Source organism: Streptomyces sp. MMG1121 (genome assembly GCF_001280015.1).
Lineage (GTDB): Bacteria > Actinomycetota > Actinomycetes > Streptomycetales > Streptomycetaceae > Streptomyces.
This window is the reverse complement of sequence record NZ_LGDV01000190.1, coordinates 189,238-206,407: the sequence shown is the minus strand read 5'-3', so window position 1 is coordinate 206,407 and position 17,170 is coordinate 189,238. Positions and strand designations below refer to the sequence as shown.

The 17,170-nt window shown below is 72.4% G+C and carries 14 protein-coding genes and 1 pseudogene; 4 read left to right on the top strand and 11 right to left on the bottom strand.

Features of this window, described 5'->3' with window-relative positions; translation table 11 throughout:
* Window positions 1-52 precede the first annotated feature (52 nt).
* Window positions 53-1,696 (bottom strand): protein kinase domain-containing protein, encoded by a 1,644-nt coding sequence (locus ADK64_RS20420; protein WP_078992740.1) that lies wholly within the window; start codon window positions 1,694-1,696, stop codon window positions 53-55.
* 344 nt (window positions 1,697-2,040) lie between these two features.
* Between ADK64_RS20420 and ADK64_RS20415 the strand changes: the two genes are divergently transcribed.
* A complete protein-coding gene (locus ADK64_RS20415; RefSeq protein ID WP_053661017.1) occupies window positions 2,041-3,678 on the top strand; it encodes a protein kinase domain-containing protein in 1,638 nt (545 codons plus the stop codon).
* Window positions 3,679-3,782: 104 nt separating this feature from the next.
* On the opposite strand, the gene ADK64_RS20410 is transcribed toward ADK64_RS20415, so the two are convergent.
* A complete protein-coding gene (locus ADK64_RS20410) occupies window positions 3,783-4,325 on the bottom strand; it encodes a bacterial proteasome activator family protein (protein ID WP_053661016.1) in 543 nt (180 codons plus the stop codon).
* A gap of 207 nt (window positions 4,326-4,532) precedes the next feature.
* On the opposite strand from ADK64_RS20410, the gene ADK64_RS20405 reads away from it, so the two are divergent.
* Complete coding sequence (locus ADK64_RS20405; RefSeq protein ID WP_053661014.1) at window positions 4,533-5,222, top strand: hypothetical protein; 690 nt, start codon at window positions 4,533-4,535, stop codon at window positions 5,220-5,222.
* Between the two features lie 18 nt (window positions 5,223-5,240).
* Here ADK64_RS20405 and ADK64_RS20400 read toward each other — a convergent pair whose 3' ends face one another.
* Window positions 5,241-6,221 (bottom strand): NAD(P)H-quinone oxidoreductase, encoded by a 981-nt coding sequence (locus ADK64_RS20400; protein ID WP_053661012.1) that lies wholly within the window; start codon window positions 6,219-6,221, stop codon window positions 5,241-5,243.
* A gap of 167 nt (window positions 6,222-6,388) precedes the next feature.
* Window positions 6,389-7,075: pseudogene (locus tag ADK64_RS20395) on the bottom strand (potassium channel family protein); the annotation flags it as partial.
* A gap of 216 nt (window positions 7,076-7,291) precedes the next feature.
* On the opposite strand from ADK64_RS20395, the gene ADK64_RS20390 reads away from it, so the two are divergent.
* Window positions 7,292-8,266, top strand: coding sequence for a potassium channel family protein (locus ADK64_RS20390; protein ID WP_234384647.1), 975 nt, complete (start codon window positions 7,292-7,294; stop codon window positions 8,264-8,266).
* A 142-nt stretch (window positions 8,267-8,408) separates the two neighbouring features.
* Here the strand turns inward: ADK64_RS20390 and ADK64_RS20385 are convergent, their stop codons facing one another.
* From ADK64_RS20385 to pdhA, 5 genes are all read right to left on the bottom strand, one after another.
* Window positions 8,409-9,767, bottom strand: a complete 1,359-nt coding sequence (locus ADK64_RS20385; protein ID WP_053661010.1) for a molybdopterin molybdotransferase MoeA — start codon at window positions 9,765-9,767, stop codon at window positions 8,409-8,411.
* On the bottom strand, window positions 9,764-10,675 hold the full coding sequence (locus ADK64_RS20380) for an NTP transferase domain-containing protein (RefSeq protein ID WP_053661008.1): 912 nt from the start codon (window positions 10,673-10,675) through the stop codon (window positions 9,764-9,766). Before ADK64_RS20380 ends, ADK64_RS20385 begins: the two co-directional genes overlap by 4 nt.
* Window positions 10,676-10,765: 90 nt before the next feature.
* On the bottom strand, window positions 10,766-12,121 hold the full coding sequence (locus tag ADK64_RS20375; RefSeq protein ID WP_053661006.1) for a dihydrolipoamide acetyltransferase family protein: 1,356 nt from the start codon (window positions 12,119-12,121) through the stop codon (window positions 10,766-10,768).
* Entirely contained in the window at window positions 12,121-13,125 is a 1,005-nt protein-coding gene (locus ADK64_RS20370) for an alpha-ketoacid dehydrogenase subunit beta (protein ID WP_053661004.1), read from the bottom strand. Before ADK64_RS20370 ends, ADK64_RS20375 begins: the two co-directional genes overlap by 1 nt.
* Entirely contained in the window at window positions 13,122-14,276 is a 1,155-nt protein-coding gene (gene pdhA / locus ADK64_RS20365) for a pyruvate dehydrogenase (acetyl-transferring) E1 component subunit alpha (protein WP_053661002.1), read from the bottom strand. The genes ADK64_RS20370 and pdhA overlap by 4 nt, the downstream gene beginning before the upstream one ends.
* Window positions 14,277-14,451: 175 nt before the next feature.
* Here pdhA and ADK64_RS20360 point away from each other — a divergent pair, with 175 nt between their 5' ends.
* The gene (locus tag ADK64_RS20360; protein WP_420713002.1) at window positions 14,452-14,949 is read left to right on the top strand and encodes an Lrp/AsnC family transcriptional regulator; all 498 of its coding nucleotides are present in this window, start codon (window positions 14,452-14,454) and stop codon (window positions 14,947-14,949) included.
* Between the two features lie 26 nt (window positions 14,950-14,975).
* Here the strand turns inward: ADK64_RS20360 and ADK64_RS20355 are convergent, their stop codons facing one another.
* Together ADK64_RS20355 and ADK64_RS20350 are read right to left on the bottom strand one after the other, a co-directional pair.
* A complete protein-coding gene (locus ADK64_RS20355; protein ID WP_053660998.1) occupies window positions 14,976-15,578 on the bottom strand; it encodes a TetR/AcrR family transcriptional regulator in 603 nt (200 codons plus the stop codon).
* On the bottom strand, window positions 15,575-17,089 hold the full coding sequence (locus ADK64_RS20350; protein WP_053660995.1) for a 3-hydroxyacyl-CoA dehydrogenase: 1,515 nt from the start codon (window positions 17,087-17,089) through the stop codon (window positions 15,575-15,577). The genes ADK64_RS20355 and ADK64_RS20350 overlap by 4 nt, the downstream gene beginning before the upstream one ends.
* Between the last annotated feature and the right edge of the window lie 81 nt (window positions 17,090-17,170).

The following is a 17,170-nucleotide window of genomic DNA, read 5'->3' as shown; positions in this document are numbered from 1 at the left end:
CCGGGCCGCCTGCTCACGGTGACGCCGTCACGGGCGCCGCCGTAGGTGTCCTTCAACCGGTGGGGGCACCCGCGCCGCCGACCGTCACACCCGCGTCCGTACCGCCCGTCGTGGTGCCGGCGTCCGTACCGCCCGTCGTGGTGCCGGCGTCCGTACCGCCCGTCGTGGTGCCGGCGTCCGTACCGCCCGTCGTGGTGCCGGCGTCCGTACCGCCGGTCGACGGGTCCTGGGACTGCGACGGCGAGGTCTGCGGGTCCGTCGGCTCGCCGGTCGGATCCGTGCTCTGCGACTGCGACGGCGTGTACGACGGGGTGTAGCCGGACCCTCCCGAGCTCGTGTCCGAGCCGTTGTCCGTGCTGGAGTCCGTGGGCTGGTCGGTGGCGCTGTCCGACGGGCTCGGGGAGTTCGAGTCGTCCTTCGAGGAGGTGGACTGCGTCGTCGGCGGCTTGGTGTCGCCGCCGGTGCTGCCGCTGTTCCCGGCGCCCTTCAGCGCCAGCGCGACGCCCGCGGCGATCGCGATCACCGCGAGGACGGCGACGATCCACAGCTTGCCGCGGCCGCTGCCCTTGTTGCCGTGCCCCTCGAAACCGCCGTCGTCGCCGTTGCCGTATCCGGACGGCAGGATCGGCTGCGGGATCTGCGCGGTGCCCGAGCCGAAGTCGCCCGGGTGCTGCATCGCGGTCGTCCCCGCGAAACCGCCCTCCGGGGTGCCACGGCCGTCGTGCGACTCCACCGGGCCGGTGTTCCAGGTGCCGGTGTGGCCGCCCGCCTCGTAGAGCATCTGCAGGCCGTACTGGACCATCCCGCGCATCTCCTCGGCCGTCTGGAACCGGTCGTCCGGTTCCTTGGCGAGCGAGCGCATGACCAGGCCGTCCAGCTCCGGCGGCACGGCGTCGGAGTGCTGGGACGGGGGCGTCGGGATGTCCTGGACGTGCTGGTAGACCACCGACAGCGGGGTCTCGCCGGTGAACGGGGGCCGCAGCGCGAGGAGTTCGTACAGCAGGCAGCCGGTCGCGTACAGGTCGGAGCGGTGGTCGACGGCCTTGCCGAGCGCCTGCTCCGGGGAGAGGTACTGCGGCGTGCCCATGACCATGCCGGTCTGCGTCATCGTCGACTGCGCGCCGTGCAGGGCGCGGGCGATGCCGAAGTCCATCACCTTGACGGCGCCACTGTGGGTGATGATCACATTCGCCGGCTTGATGTCACGGTGGACGATGCCATGCTGATGCGAGTAAGCAAGCGCTTCCAGCACGCCGGAGACGATGATCAGGGCCTGCTCGGGGCCCGGCGCCTCGGCGTTCATCAGCAGGTCGCGGATGGTGCGGCCCTCGACCAGCTCCATGACGATGTACGGCACGGACTGGCCGCCGACGAAGTCCTCGCCGGAGTCGTACACGGCGACGATCGCGTGGTGGTTGAGGCCGGCGACCGACTGTGCCTCGCGGGTGAAGCGGGCCTTGGAGACCGGGTCCTCGGCGAGATCCGCGCGCAGCAGCTTGACCGCGACGGTCCGGCCCAGCCGGACGTCCTCGGCGGCGAAGACCTCGGCCATGCCGCCCCGGCCCAGCCGGTGGGTGAGCCGGTACCGGCCGTCGCCGACGAGCCCTCCGTTGCCCCACATCTCCGGCGCGTCCGACATGCCGCCGCCAGTCGCCTCAGGGTCGGACGGGCCCTGGGCGCGCTGCGTCTGTGCCATCAGTCCTCGCCGTCGTTTCTGCCCGCGGTGCGCGCGGTGTTGTCACGGTCTCCGTCGGCCACGCTACAGCCTCCGTGGGGACCACCGGTTCGGAACCGGAACCGGGACCGGCCACGAGCCGGACCGGCCATGAAACCTCTAGCACGCGCTGTCGTGCAAATTCTGTGTGCCGGTCGTACGCCCCCTGTAACGCTTGCGCGACGCTTCTTGCGCGTACGGTCACGGAACGGGCACCGCGCTTGACGTGTCGGTGCCCTCGGGCAGACTTGGCCGGGAATGACACTTTCGATCAAGGCCCATGCGATGAGCGAAGGCGCCGGGCGGCCAATGGGGGACGGGGAGAGATGAGCCAGGACGGCGCACACGGCCGGTACACGGGGCAGGCCCTGGCCGGCGGTCGCTACCAACTGCGGGATCTGCTCGGCGAGGGCGGCATGGCCTCGGTGCACCTGGCGTACGACGCCGTGCTCGACCGCCAGGTCGCGATCAAGACACTGCACACCGAGCTGGGCCGGGAGCAGGCCTTCCGCGAGCGCTTCCGCCGCGAGGCCCAGGCCGTGGCCAAGCTCACGCACACCAACATCGTCTCGGTCTTCGACACCGGCGAGGACGATCTGGGCGGTATGGCGACGCCCTACATCGTCATGGAGTACATCGAGGGCCGCCCGCTGGGCTCGGTCCTCGACGAGGACGTCCGGCAGTACGGCGCGATGCCCGCCGACAAGGCGCTCAAGATCACCGCCGATGTGCTGGCGGCGCTGGAGATCAGCCACGAGATGGGGCTGGTGCACCGCGACATCAAGCCGGGCAACGTGATGATGACCAAGCGCTCCGTGGTCAAGGTCATGGACTTCGGTATCGCCCGCGCCATGCAGTCCGGGGTCACCTCGATGACCCAGACCGGCATGGTCGTCGGCACCCCGCAGTACCTCTCGCCGGAGCAGGCCCTCGGCCGCGGCGTGGACGCCCGCTCCGATCTGTACTCGGTCGGCATCATGCTGTTCCAGCTGGTCACCGGGCGGCTTCCGTTCGAGGCGGACTCGCCGCTGGCGATCGCGTACGCGCACGTGCAGGAGGAGCCGGTCGCTCCCTCCTCCATCAACCGTTCCCTGCCGCCCGCGGTGGACGCGCTGGTCGCCCGCGCACTGAAGAAGAACCCCAACGAGCGCTTCCCGACCGCCGAGGCCATGCGGGACGAGTGCCTGCGCGTCGCCGCCTCCTTCCAGGCGGCCGCGCCGAGCATCGTGCCGGGCGGAGCGCCGGCCCAGAGCGGCTCGGGCGTCGGCTCGGCGGTGTTCCCGCCGGTCGGCCAGACCGCCCAGCCGGCCCCCGGCCCGGTGCAGACGCCGTACCAGCCGGGCCCGTACGGCGCACCGCAGACGCCCGCCCCGGCCTACGGCTACCCGCAGCAGAGCGGCTACCAGACGCCGCCTCCGGTGGGCTACGGCCCGCAGTCCCCGCAGGCGGCGACCCCGCCGCCGTACACGATCTCGCCCCAGACGGCCACGCAGCCGTCCGGTTCCGGCGGCGGCAAGAGCAACAAGCCCGTGATCATCGGCGCGGTGGGGGTTTCGCTGGTCGCGGTGATCGGCCTGATCGTCGCGCTGACCCTGAACAACGACAACAGCAACGACACGGGCGGCAGCGGCGGCCCGAGCGCCTCGACGTCCTCCTCCCACAAGGGGGGCTTCCGCGGCCCGGACACCACGCGTGTCATCGACACGACCAAGTGCACCGAGCCCCAGGAGTCCGCGGACGACCCGACCAAGATCAGCCTGCCGGACTTCCGCTACAAGGACATCAACTCGGTGAAGGCCTGCTTCCAGGCCGCGGGCTGGAAGTACAAGATCGACACCGAGGACGAGAACACCTGGGGCCAGGGCACGGTCCTGGCGCAGTTCCCCTCCCAGGACACGGATGTCAGCAAGAAGGACCCGGGCACGATCAATCTGTCCGTCTCGACGGGCAATCCCGCGCAGTGATGCGCGTGGTGTGACGGGAAGGGCCCGGCGGTCGTCCGCCGGGCCCTTCTTTGTGAACAGGTTTGTCGGAACAGGTTCGTCGGAACAGGCTCGTCCGAACTGCCTTACAGGTACGGCCCGCCCGAGCGGCCGCCGGTGTGGGGGTCGTCGCCCTCGTGGCCCGTCATGCCGGGCGGGAGCGCGCGGCGCATCTGCTCCAGCTGGGCCCGCGCGGCCATCTGCTGGGCGAACAGCGTCGTCTGGATCCCGTGGAAGAGGCCTTCGAGCCAGCCCACCAACTGGGCCTGCGCGATCCGCAGTTCCGCGTCGCTGGGGGTCACGTCGTCCATGAAGGGCAGGGAGAGCCGCTCCAGCTCGTCGACCAGCTCAGGGGCGAGGCCGTCCTCCAGCTCCTTCACCGAGCTGCGGTGGATCTCTTTGAGCCGGGCCCGGCTCGCCTCGTCCAGAGGAGCGACACGCACCTCCTCCAGCAGCTGCTTGATCATGCTGCCGATGCGCATGACCTTGGCAGGCTGCTCCACCTGGTCCGTCACCGGCGTCTCGCGGGAGTCCCCGTCCCCGGTGCCGCCATTGAGCGCCATGCCGTCCTGCCCCACGACCAGGATCTGCGGGTTCTCCGGTGACCGTTCGTTCCTCGGCATCTCCATGCCGCCATTCTCTCGCACCCGTACACCTCATCACCGTGGTGCCCCCTCCTGGGACTGATCCACCGCTTAGACCCGACGGAGCATCCTGAAATGCCTCGTTCGCCCATGAATGTGAGGCTTATTTCCGTCGGTCATCCATCCATCACGGCATCCGGGCTCCGAGAGGTCACTGACGTGACTCCATGGCTGCGACTCACACTCCGCTCCGTGCGACTGCTGCTCGTCCTCGCGATGGCGGCCCTGCCGGCGTACGGCGTCGCCGTCGCCTGCGCCCCGGCCGCGTACGCCGTCGAACCCGGCGCCGGGACCTCCACCGGCCCGGAACACCCGCACCGGCCGGCTGCGGGCCCCGGCCACGGTCACGGCCACGACCGCGACCACGCGGACCGCCCCGGCCGCTCGGACGACAGCCGCACGGACAACGGCCGGCCGGCGGAACCCGGTCACGACGACCGGGGCTCCCCTGCCGACGGCACCTCGCTGCTCCCCATGCCCTCCGACTCCGCCTCCGCCTCCTACCGCCCCCCGGCCGACGAGCCGACCCGGGCGGGCAGCCTGGCCGGCGAGGGACGGCTGCGGCCGGGACGGCCGGACGGGCCCGGCGCCGAGGTGGAGGGCGACGACTCCGTGCCCACCCAGGCCCCCGGCACCGGCCGTCCGGAGGAGCCGGAGACCGCGGACCTCCCGACCGGGGCGCCGACGACCCCGGCCGCCAGGGGCGAGGCCGATCTCGGCACCGCCGGTCCGGCGACGCAGCCCACCGCCCAGAACGCCGTCCAGCAGGGCGAAGGCGCGGGCGGGCCGGTCCTGCGGATCCTCCCGCTGGGCAGCGGCCTGGTCCTCATCGGCCTCGGCCTGGGCCTGGCCTTCCTGGGCCTGCGCCTGCGCAGGGACTGAACGGCCGGGCGTGTGCCGCTACGGCGCCACCAGCAGCACCTTGCCGACGTGGCCGCTGGCCTCCAGCACCCGGTGCGCCTCGGCCGCCTCCGGCATGGGCAGCTCGCGGTCCACGACCGGGCGGACGTGCCCGGCGGCGAGCAGCGGCCACACGTGCTCGTGTACGGCGGCCACGATGGCGGCCTTCTCGGTCAGCGGACGGGCGCGCAGCGAGGTCGCGCTGACCGCGGCCCGCTTGCTGAGCAGGGTGCCGATGTTCAGCTCGCCCTTCACCCCGCCCTGCATGCCGATGATCGCGAGGCGTCCGCTGACGGCGAGCGCCTGCACATTGCGGTCCAGGTACTTCGCACCCATGTTGTCGAGGATCACATCGGCCCCCGCACCCCCGGTGGCCTGCTTGATCTCGGCGACGAAGTCCTGCTCGCGGTAGTTGATGAGGATGTCCGCGCCCAGCTCGGCGCAGCGCTCCAGCTTCTCCTTCGTCCCGGCCGTCACCGCGACCTTGGCGCCGACGGCCTTGGCGAGCTGGATCGCCATCGTGCCGATGCCGCTGGAGCCGCCGTGCACGAGCAGCGTCTCGCCGGGCCGCAGGTGGGCGATCATGAACACGTTGGACCAGACGGTGCAGACCACCTCGGGCAGCGCTGCCGCCCGCGTGAGATCGACACCCTCGGGCACGGGCAGCAGCTGCCCGGCCGGTACGACGACCTTCTCGGCGTAACCGCCGCCCGCGAGCAGCGCGCACACCGGGTCGCCGACGGCCCAGCCGGTGACTCCGGGGCCGAGCGCGGCGATCCTGCCAGAGCACTCCAGGCCGGGGTAGAGGGAGGCGCCGGGCGGCGGGGTGTAGAAACCCTGCCGCTGCAGGATGTCGGCACGGTTGACGGCGCTGGCCACCACCTCGACCAGCACTTCTCCCTCGCCGGGCACCGGGTCGGGCACCTCCGCCCACACCAGCGCCTCGGGACCACCAGGTTCGGGAATCGTGATCGCATACATGCCGGTGACGCTACCCCCCACAGCCCCGGTCCCCGGGGCAGACTCCCCACGCACGCACGCGCGCCCGCTTCCGGGGCAGCGCTCCGCATACCCGGACCCTGGCCACGCCGGTCGCCGGTCGCCGGTCGCCGGTCGCCGGTCCATGCTCCGCTGGCGAGGCCGCCGGTTCAGGCCCGCGGCAGGGGCCGGATGTCCGGGGTGACCTGGTTGCCGGGGGACGCGCGGACGATCGTGATGAGCCGGTCGGTCAACTGGAGGGTGCCGACGGCCGGGTCGTCGTAGCCGAGCACGCGGTGCCCGCGCACGACGTTCACCACGAGGTCGTCGGTCTCGCGCGGTCGCTTGCCCACCTCGCCGCGGACCACCGTCCGTTCGACGAGGTCCAGCCCGCTGCCCTGCTGGATCAGATCCTCCATGACCGTGCCGGCGGCGGGGCTGAGCACGGACAGGCCGAGCAGTCGGCCGGCCGCGCTGGCACTGGTGATGACGGCGTCGGCGCCGGACTGCTTGAGCAGCGGGGCATTCTCCTCCTCGCGCACGGCGGCCACGATCTTCGCGCCCCGGTTGAGCTGCCGGGCCGTCAGCGTGACCAGGACGGCCGTGTCGTCGCGCTGCGGGGCCACGATGATCTGCCGGGCCTTGTGCAGCTCGGCCCGCTTGAGCACATCACTGCGAGTGGCGTCGCCCATGACCCCCGCGTAGCCCTCGGCGGTCGCCGCGTCGACCGCCTTGGCGCTCGGGTCGACCACGACCACCTGTTCCTTCTTCAGCCCGGTCGCGCACACGGTCCGGATCGCCGACCGCCCCTTCGTGCCGAAGCCGATGACGACAGTGTGATCACGCAAGGTATGCCTCCGACTCATCAGTGATCCCCACGCCGGCCAGGGGAGTCAAGGGCAACAATGTCGGAACGGTCTCCAGCGTCACGACACCGACAGCAGAGGAAACGCACGATGAGTGCCCCAAGGCAACCAGGATCGGACAGCACTCGCCTTTCACCCCTGCGGTCCCTCCGGTACTGGTCCAGAGTCGACGACGGTCAATCGGTCCGATTGCCGGTCGGCGCGAAGATGCCACCTCTCCAACAGGTGCTCAGGCGCCTGGCTCTGGCACTGCTGGTACTTGTCCTCACGACACTGCTCGTATGGCTGGACCGTACCGGCTACCGGGACAGCGCGGACAGCACCGTGGACTTGATCGACTCGGCGTACTACGCGACCGTCACCCTCTCCACCACCGGTTACGGCGACATCACCCCGGTCAGCCACGGCGCCCGGCTCACCAACATCTTCGTCATCACGCCGCTGCGCGTGCTGTTCCTGATCATCCTGGTCGGCACCACGCTGGAAGTCCTCACCGAACGCACCCGGCATCAGGTCCGCATCGAACGGTGGCGCGCCCGCATCCGCGATCACGTGGTCGTGATCGGCTACGGCACAAAGGGTCGTCATGCCGTCGAGACCCTCCTTGGGCAAGGGACGTCAAAGGACCAGATCGTCGTGGTCGATCCGCAGAAGAAAGCGGTGGACCTTGCCAGCGGTGACGGGCTTGCCGCGGTACTCGGCGACGCCACCCGCACAGAGACGCTGCGCAGAGCCGAGCTGCACCGGGCAGCTCACGTCATCGTCGCTCCCCAGCGCGACGACACCGCGACACTGGTCACACTCACTGCTCGGCAGCTCAACAAGGGAGCTTCGATCGTCGTTGCCGTCCGAGAAGACGAGAACGTGCCGCTGTTGAGGCAGAGCGGCGCCAACGCCGTGATCACCAGCTCCAGTTCGGCCGGCCGGTTGCTCGGTGTGGCCATGTCCAGCGAGCGCAGCGCGGACGTCCTGGAGGACCTCATGACGTACGGGAGCGGGCTGGATCTCGTGGAGCGTCCGGTGTCCTCGGGCGAGGTGGGGCACTCTCCACGCCAGAGCTCCGATCTTGTGGTCGCCGTCATGCGGGACAAGGAGATGCTGGACTTCACCGATCCCCGAGCGGAGACTCTCCGGGCCGGGGACCGGTTGATCACCATTCAGCGGGCTGTGCCCCAACCCTGATCCCGGCGCCGGAGCCCACGGGTGCGTTCAGCGGTCTGCCCGGTGGACATGCAGATCCCCGGGACAACTGCCGGGAGTTTCACCCGACGGGTCGCCGGATGGTCGGCTGCCTGGCGGGCGTTGGCGTCATGGCCCGGATGTTTCACGTGAAACACACCCCGATCCCGGCAGCCGCCCACGGCAGGTCCAGCAGCTCCGCCTCCGCACCCTGCCGCGCCCCGCCGGGCGGTACGACGGCCAGCGCGTCGGCGGCGGCGACACCGCGGAGCATGGCCGGGCCGTTGTAGTGCAGCGGTACGGCGTGGTCGCCGCGCAGCACCACCGGGATGAGCCGGGTGTCGTACGGGTGCCCCTGGATCGCCTCGCTGAGCGGCAGCGTGTACCGCTCGGGGGCCGGATGGGCAGCGAGAGTGCGCAGCAGCGGCTCGGCGAGCGTGAGCAGGCCGGAGACGGCGGCGAGAGGGTTGCCGGGCAGGCCGACGAGGTGCTGGTCGTCCTTGGTGCGGGCCAGCAGCATGGGATGGCCGGGGCGCACCTTGACGCCGTCGACGAGGAGTTCCGCGCCGATGCGCTCCAGCGTGGGATGGACATGGTCGACGGGCCCGGCCGCGGTACCGCCGGTGGTCACGACGAGGTCGGCGTCGGATCCGGTCACGGCCCGGTGCAGGGCCTCGGCGTCGTCGCGGATCCGGCTCACGGCGACGACCTCGGCGCCGAGCGCACGCAGCCAGGGCGGCAGCAGGGGGCCGAGCGCGTCCCGGATCAGCCCGTCGTGCGGCAGTCCCTCGCTGAGCAACTCGTCGCCGAGGATCAGGACTTCGGCACGCGGACGGGGTACGGCGGTGACGGTGTCGTATCCGGCCGCCGCGGCGAGGCCGAGGACGGCGGGGGTGACCAGGGTGCCGACGGGCAGCAACTGGTCGCCGCTGCGGCACTCCTGGCCGCGCGGGCGGATGTCCTGGCCGTGCGCCATGTCCCGGGCAGCGTGCAGCCGGCCCTGCGTGTCGGTACGGCCGTGCTCGCTGCGCAGGACCGCGGTGGTGTCGGCGGGGACGCGGGCGCCGGTCGCGATGCGCACGGCCTCGCCGTCGGTGAGCGGTTGGGGCTGGGCGTGCCCGGCGAGCAGGCCCTCGTCCCGCACCTGCCAGGGGCCGGGTCCGGCGACTGCCCAGCCGTCCATGGCGGAGGTGTCGAAGGAGGGCAGGTCGGTGAGGGCGTCGAGGGGAGCGGCCAGGACCAGGCCGAGGGCGTCGGCGAGCGGCACGGCGACGGTGGTGCGCCGGGGGCGGGCGCGGCCGGCGCGGGCGGCGATCTCGCGGGCCTGGTGCCAGGGGGTGGCGCGGTGCCGTTCGGTGGGCTGCTCCGGGTCCTGCGGCTCCGGGGCGGGCGGACGGCCCCAGCCGTCGTCCTTCGCTTCCCTCACGAGGGCCAGGGCTTCCTCGAGGTCGAGGTCGTCGCTGTCCTGCGCGGGCGCGCCGGCCCGGGTTCCGGGGGCGGTCATCCGGCGTCCGGGGCGCTCGGGGCGTCGCTTTTCCCGGTCCCGCCCCCGTTGTTCTCTTCCTCCCAGCGCAGCGCCAGCGCGGCCGCCTTGCGGGCGGCCTCGGCGACGGCCTCGGGGCCGCCCTTGCCCTGGGCAGCGGCGTAACCGACGAGGAAGGTGGTCAGCGGGGCTGCGGGCCGGGCCACACCGTGCGCGGCGTCCCGGGCCAGGTCGAGCAGCACGCCGGTGTCGACGTCCAGGTCGATGCCCAGCTCGTCCTTGACTGCGGAGATCCATTCATCCAACACGTGCCCATGCTCCCTGATGCGTGCCCTGGCGTCGGCGATGTCGTCCCAGGTGTCGCAGTCGAAGGACGCGAGCGGGTCCGGGACACGGGTGAGGCGAAGGGCGCCGGTCAGCCGGCGCAGCGGCAGCCCGGTGAGGCCGTCGGGTCCGGCCGCGAGGGCGGCCAGTTCGCGGCGGAGCGCGCCGGTGCGGTAGGCGGCCACGAGCGGCTGATCGCGACCACCGCCGTCGGTGAGCAGTGCGCCGTCGGCGCCGGTGTCGCGCAGGGCGGCCAACAGGCGCTGGAGGGTGGCCGGTTCGAGGAAGGGGAGGTCGGCGGAGAGCACGACGGTGTGCTCGGCGGTGGTGAGGCGCAGGCCGGCCGCCAGGGCGGCGACCGGTCCGGCGCCGGACGGCTCCTCGCGCGTCCAGCGCACCGGCCGCGCGGTGGACCGGCGCGCGGCCACGACAACCGTCGTACGGGCGCCCGCGCAGGCCGTGAGCACCCGGTCGAGCAGCGCCCGGCCGCCGACGCGCACCCCCGGCTTGTCGGCACCGCCGAGCCGCCGTGCGGCGCCGCCGGCCAGCACGACGGCGTCGTACGGCTCGGGCGTCCCGGGGGCAACGGGGGTGTTGTCGCTCATCCCCCGAGTATGTCCCGCCAGGGCCTGCTTGTATGCGCCGTGCGGGTGTCCTGCGGGTGCCGTGGGGCCCCATGTCGGGCCCCACGGGTGTCACAGCGTGCGCAGAAGCACCGCCGGCTGTTCCACGCAGTCCGCCACGTACCGCAGGAAGCCGCCCGCCGTGCCGCCGTCGCACACCCGGTGGTCGAAGGTGAGCGAGAGCTGGACGAGCTGACGCACCGCCAGCTCGCCCTCGTGCACCCAGGGTTTGGGGACGATGCGGCCGACGCCGAGCATGGCCGCCTCGGGGTGGTTGATGATCGGGGTGGAGCCGTCGACACCGAAGACCCCGTAGTTGTTCAACGTGAAGGTCCCGCCCGTGAGTTCCCCGGGCGTCAGCGTCCCTGCGCGGGCGGCCTCGGTGAGCCGCGCGAACTCGGCGGTCAGCGACTCGGCATCGCGCGCGTGGGCGTCCCGGACGACCGGCACCACCAGTCCGCGTTCGGTCTGCGCGGCGAATCCGAGGTGCACCTGGCCGAGGCGGACGATCTCGCGGGCCTCGGTGTCGACGAAGGAGTTCGGCTCGGGGAACCGGGCGAGCGCGGCGGTGCAGATCCGGGCGAGCAGCGCCAGCAGGGAGATCTTCGGTCCTTGCGCCGCGTTCATCGCGGCACGCGCGCGCATGAGCTCGGTCGCGTCGGCGTCGACCCAGCAGCTGGCGTCCGGGATCTCCCGGCGGCTGCGGGAGAGCTTGTCGGCGACGGCACCGCGGATACCCTTGAGGGGGATGCGGACACCGGCCTCGGCGGGCGGCGCGGTGGCCACGGGGGCCACGGCAGGGGCCCGTACCGGCGTTTCCCCGGCTGTGGCGGGGCGCACGGCCTTGGCCCGCACGACGTCCTCGACATCGGCTCGCAGGATCAGTCCGTCGGGGCCGGAGCCGGACAGCTCCCGCAGATCGACGCCGTTGTCCCGGGCGAGTTTGCGCACCAGCGGGGAGATCACCGGGACCGGTCCCTCCGCGAGCGCGGGCACCGGCGTCGGGGCCGCCACGCGCGCGGAGGGCGCCGCAGTCGGTTCGGGCGCCCTCGCACGGCCGTTGTGGGCCGCCGGGGCTGTCGTGGCCGTCGTCGCGGCCCGCACCCGGCGCCGCCGGGCCGCGGGCGCCTGGGTGCCGTAGCCGACCAGGACGTTGCCGGAGCCCTCCGGCTGCGCCGCCGGTTCGCCCACGGCCACCGTCAGCAGTGGGGCCCCGACGGGCAGTTCGGTGCCCTCCTCGCCGAAGCGGGCGGTGATCACGCCGCCGTAGGGACAGGGCACCTCGACCATGGCCTTGGCCGTCTCGACCTCGACGACCGGCTGGTCGACGGCGACGACGTCACCGATCTGGACCAGCCAGCGGACGATCTCCGCCTCGGTGAGCCCCTCGCCGAGGTCGGGAAGCTTGAACTCCAGCACCTGTGCCATCAGCCCTCGGCCTCCCACTGCAGCCGGGCCACGGCGTCCAGGATGCGGTCGACGCCGGGCAGGTGGTGCCGCTCCAGCATGGGCGGCGGGTAGGGGAGGTCGAAGCCGGCCACGCGCAGCACCGGCGCCTCCAGGTGGTGGAAGCAGCGCTCGGTGATCCGGGCCGCGATCTCGCCTCCCGGGCCGCCGAATCCGGTGGACTCGTGGACGACGAGGGCACGTCCGGTGCGCCGGACGGAGGCGCAGACCGTCTCGTCGTCGAACGGCACCAGCGAACGCAGGTCGACCACTTCCAGGTCCCAGCCCTCGGCCTGTGCCGCCTCGGCGGCCTCCAGGCAGACCGGCAGGGAGGGGCCGTAGGTGACGAGCGTGGCGCTGCGGCCGGGCCGCCGGACCACTGCCCGTCCGATGGGCTCGACGTCCGTGGGGTGCTCGGGGTTCCAGGTGTCCTTCGACCAGTACAGCCGCTTGGGCTCCAGGAAGACGACCGGGTCGTCGGAGGCGATGGCCTGGCGCAGCAGGCCGTAGGCGTCGTCGACGGTCGCGGGCGTGACGACGTGCAGGCCCGGGGTGGCCATGTAGTAGGCCTCGGAGGAGTCGCTGTGGTGCTCGACGCCACCGATGCCGCCACCGTAGGGAATGCGAACGGTGATCGGCAGCGGCATCCTGCCGCGTGTGCGGTTGCGCATCCGGGAGACATGGCTGACGAGCTGCTCGAACGCCGGGTAGGCGAAGGCGTCGAACTGCATCTCCACCACCGGGCGCAGGCCGTACATGGCCATGCCGACGGCGGCGCCGAGGATGCCCGCCTCGGCGAGCGGGGTGTCGGTGCAGCGGTCCTCGCCGAACTCCTTGGCGAGGCCGTCGGTGACCCGGAAGACACCGCCGAGCGTGCCGACGTCCTCGCCCATGACGTGCACGGTGGGGTCGGCGGCCATGGCGTCACGCATCGCGCGCGTGAGGGCCTGCGCCATGGTGGCCGGCTTGATGGCGACGGTGGTCATCGAGTGCCGCCTTCCCGCTCGCCGTGCTGCTCCTGCTCGGCGTCCAGCTCGGCCCTGAGCAGGGCACGCTGTTCGCGCAGTTGGGCGGTGGTCTCGGCGTAGACGTGGTCGAAGAGGGTCATGGGGTCGAGTTCGGGCTCGCGGTTCATGCGTGTGCGCAGGTCGGCTGCCATCTCCTCGGCGTCCTGCCGGGCGGCTTCGCGGCCGGCCTCGTCGAGCAGCCCACGCGCGGTGAGCTCGTCCTCCAGCAACTGCAGGGGGTCGTGCGCGCGCCAGTCCGCGACCTCGGTGTCGCCGCGGTAGCGGGTGGCGTCGTCGGCGTTGGTGTGGGCGTCGATGCGGTACGTCACCGCCTCCACCAGGGTGGGGCCGCCGCCCGCGCGGGCATGCCGCACGGCGTCGCTGAGGACCTCGTGCACGGCCGCCGCGTCGTTGCCGTCGACCAGCCGGCCCGGCATGCCGTACCCGACGGCCTTGTGGGCCAGGGAGGGAGCGGCGGTCTGCTTGGCGAGCGGGACGGAGATGGCGAAGCCGTTGTTCTGCACCAGGAAGACGACGGGTGCCTGCCAGACGGCGGCGAAGTTCAGCGCCTCGTGGAAGTCGCCCTCGCTGGTGCCGCCGTCGCCGACCAGGGCGAGCGCGACCACGTCGTCCCCCTTGAGGCGGGCGGCGTGCGCGAGGCCGACGGCGTGCGGCAGCTGCGTGGCCAGCGGGGTGGAGAGGGGGGCCACGCGGTGGGTGTGGGGGTCGTAGCCGGAGTGCCAGTCGCCGCGCAGCAGGGTGAGCGCCTCGACGGGGTCCACGCCGCGGGCGACGACGGCGAGCGTGTCGCGGTAGCTGGGGAAGAGCCAGTCGCGCTCGTCCAGGGCCAGGGCGGCGGCGACCTGGCAGGCCTCCTGACCGGTGCTGGAGGGGTAGACGGCGAGGCGGCCCTGCTTGGTGAGCGCGGTGGCCTGCGTGTTGTAGCGGCGGCCACGCACCAGCTGGGCGTAGAGCCGGCGCAGCAGGTCCGGGTCGGTCTTGGCGGCCGCCTCGGTGCCGAGGACGCGATAGGGCTCGGCGTCGGGCAGCAGCGGCGCGGGGTCCATACGGGGCTGCCAGGCGGGCGGCGGCGATGGCCGGTACGCGCCCCGCTGCTCCAGAACCGTCATGACGGCACCTCCTCGTGGGAGCGGCTACGGGAGGCGCGTCGGCTGTGACTCGCCTCACCTACCGATTGTTCGGTCGTCGGCACATTTTGGCTACAGGCACCTTCAGGCTGTGGACAAACGGTTCTCCACAGCCTGGAATGAACGCAGGACGTCCACTGAGAGGGAGCGGGGGGACATGGCAGCTGAACAATTGGCCGACGGACCGCAGGACGGCGCACCGCTGCCGCCGCGCCCGCTGGACGCCATCGATCAGGACATCCTGAAGATCCTCCAGGCGGACGGCCGCGCCTCGATACGGTCCGTCGCCGAACGCGTCCACGTCTCGCGCGCGAACGCCTACGCGCGGATCAACCGGCTCGTCGAGGACGGGGTGATCCGCGGGTTCAGCGCGCGCGTGGACCACGAGCGGGCGGGGCACGGCACCTCGGCGTACATCACGCTGAAGATCGTCCAGAACACCTGGCGCACGGTCCGCGAGCAGCTCCGGCTGCTGCCCGGCGCCTCCCACATCGCCCTCGTGGGCGGCGACTTCGACGTGCTGCTACTGGTGCACACGCCCGACAACCGGACGCTGCGCGAGCTGGTGCTCACCCGGCTCCAGGCGATCCCCGAGGTGCTCAGCACACGCACGCTGCTGGTGTTCGAGGAGGAGGACCTGGAGCCGGAAGCGTGACCAAGGGGGTGCCGGAGGCGTGAAGGCTAGGCCTCGTCGGCCTGGTCCCGGCGCAGCCCCGCGAAGACGAGCCGGACGACCGCGTCGGCCACCTCGCGCTCACCGGCACCGCGCGGGTCCGGCCGGTACCACTCCACGATCGAGTTGATCATGCCGAAGACCAGCCGGGTGGCGAGGCGGACCTCCACGTCGCCGCGGACGTCGCCGTCGGCGGCCGCGGCCTTCAGCAGTTCGGCGACCTGGTGGTCGAAGTCGCGCCGCCGCTCCAGCGCCCACCGCTCGGTCTCGGTGTTGCCGCGCACGCGCAGCAGCAGCGTCACGTAGGGCAGCTCGCCCATGAGCACCTCGACCATGCGGCGCACCACGTGCTCCAGCCGGTCCACGGACCGCCCCGCGCGCGCGTGCTCCTCGCCCAGGATCGCGAACAGGCCGTCCAGGGCGCGGCTGACGGCCCGGCGCAGCAGTTCCTCCTTGCCGCTGACGTGGTGGTAGATCGACGACTTGGAGATGCCGGCCGCCTTGGACAGATGCTCCATGGAGGTGCCGTCGTAGCCGCGCTCGTTGAAGACCCGCACGGCGACGGACAGGAGCGTCTCCGGGGTGTACGTGTCGCGTCTGGCCGTGGTCATGAGGCGCCCTCCCGCTTGTCGATGGCGTACGCGTGGCGGTAGAGCGCGAGCGAGGGCGCGTACCGTCCGGACGGGTCACGCTCGTGCATCTCGTCCAGGACGTCGATCGCGAAGTCACGGCCGAGCCTGCGGTCCCATGCGAACGGGCCGAGCGGGTAGCTGACCCCGAGGCGCATGGCCGTGTCGACGTCCTCCTCGGTGGCCACGCCCTTGGCCACGGCGTCATGGGCGAGGTCGATGATCCGGGCGACCGTGCGGGCCACGATCATGCCGGGGGCGTCGCCGATGACGCTGACGTCCTTGCCGAGCGCCTGGAACAGACCGATGGCCTCGGCGAGGGTCTGCGTCGCGCTGTCGTGACCGGCGGACAGGGCGATGCGGGTCGCCGTGCGGTAGTCAAGGGCGAGGTCGAAGTAGACGACGTCCCGGAACTCCACGGAGGTCTGCCCGTCCGCGAGGACCAGCTGACCGCCGCCGGGCAGCACCAGGCGGGTGCCGTTGTCCTCGTCCTCCTCGCGGACCTGGATGCCCGCCTCGCGGATCAGCGCGACCAGGTCGGCCGCGGGGCCGAGGTCGCCCTCGACGACGACGTACGCGGGCGGCTGCTCCCTGTCGGCGGTGTGCGGCCCGGCCGGCTCGGCGTCCTCCGCGTAGTCGTACCAGCCGTGCCCGGTCTTGCGGCCGAGGCGGCCGGACTCCACCAGCCGACGCTGTGCGAGGGAGGGCGTGAACCGCACGTCCTGGAAGAAGGACTGCCACACCGAGTGCGTGACGGACTCGTTGACGTCCTGTCCGATCAGGTCGGTCAGCTCGAAGGCGCCCATCCTGAAGCCGCCGCTGCCGCGCAGGACGGCGTCGATGGTGGCCGGGTCGGCCGCCTGGGCCTCGTAGACGGCGAACGCCTCGGCGTAGAACGGCCGGGCGATGCGGTTGACGATGAAGCCCGGGGTGTCCGCGCAGGCCACCGGGGTCTTGCCCCAGGCGCGGGCGGTCTCGTACGCGCGCGTGGCCGACGTGACGTCGGTGGCGAACCCGGAGACGACCTCGACCAGCGGCAGCAGCGGGGCCGGGTTGAAGAAGTGCAGGCCGACGAAGCGGCCGGGATGGCGCAGGGCGCCGCCGATGGCCGTCACCGACAGCGAGGAGGTGTTGGTGGCGAGCAGGCAGTCCTCGGCGACGATGCCCTCCAGCTCGCCGAAGAGCTGCTGTTTGACGTCGAGCCGCTCCAGGACGGCCTCGACGACCAGCGCGCAGTCCGCCAGTTCGGCAAGGCTCTCCGCGGGCTTGAGGCGGGCACGGGCCGCGTCCCGGTCGGTGGCGCCGAGCCTGCCCTTCTCCACCAGCCGGTCGAGTCGGGCGCCGATCGCTTCGGCCGCGTCCCGGGCCCGCCCGGCGACGGCGTCGTAGAGCCGTACGGGATGGCCGGCGACCAGCGCGACCTGGGCGATGCCCTGGCCCATGGTGCCGGTGCCGACGACGGCCACGGGGCTGCTGAGGTCGAGTGCTGTCATGTGCGCGATCCTCCCGCACGGGGTTTTCCACAGATGCGCCGGTCCCCCTTGTCCCGACCGATCGTTCGGTTACTCTAGCTC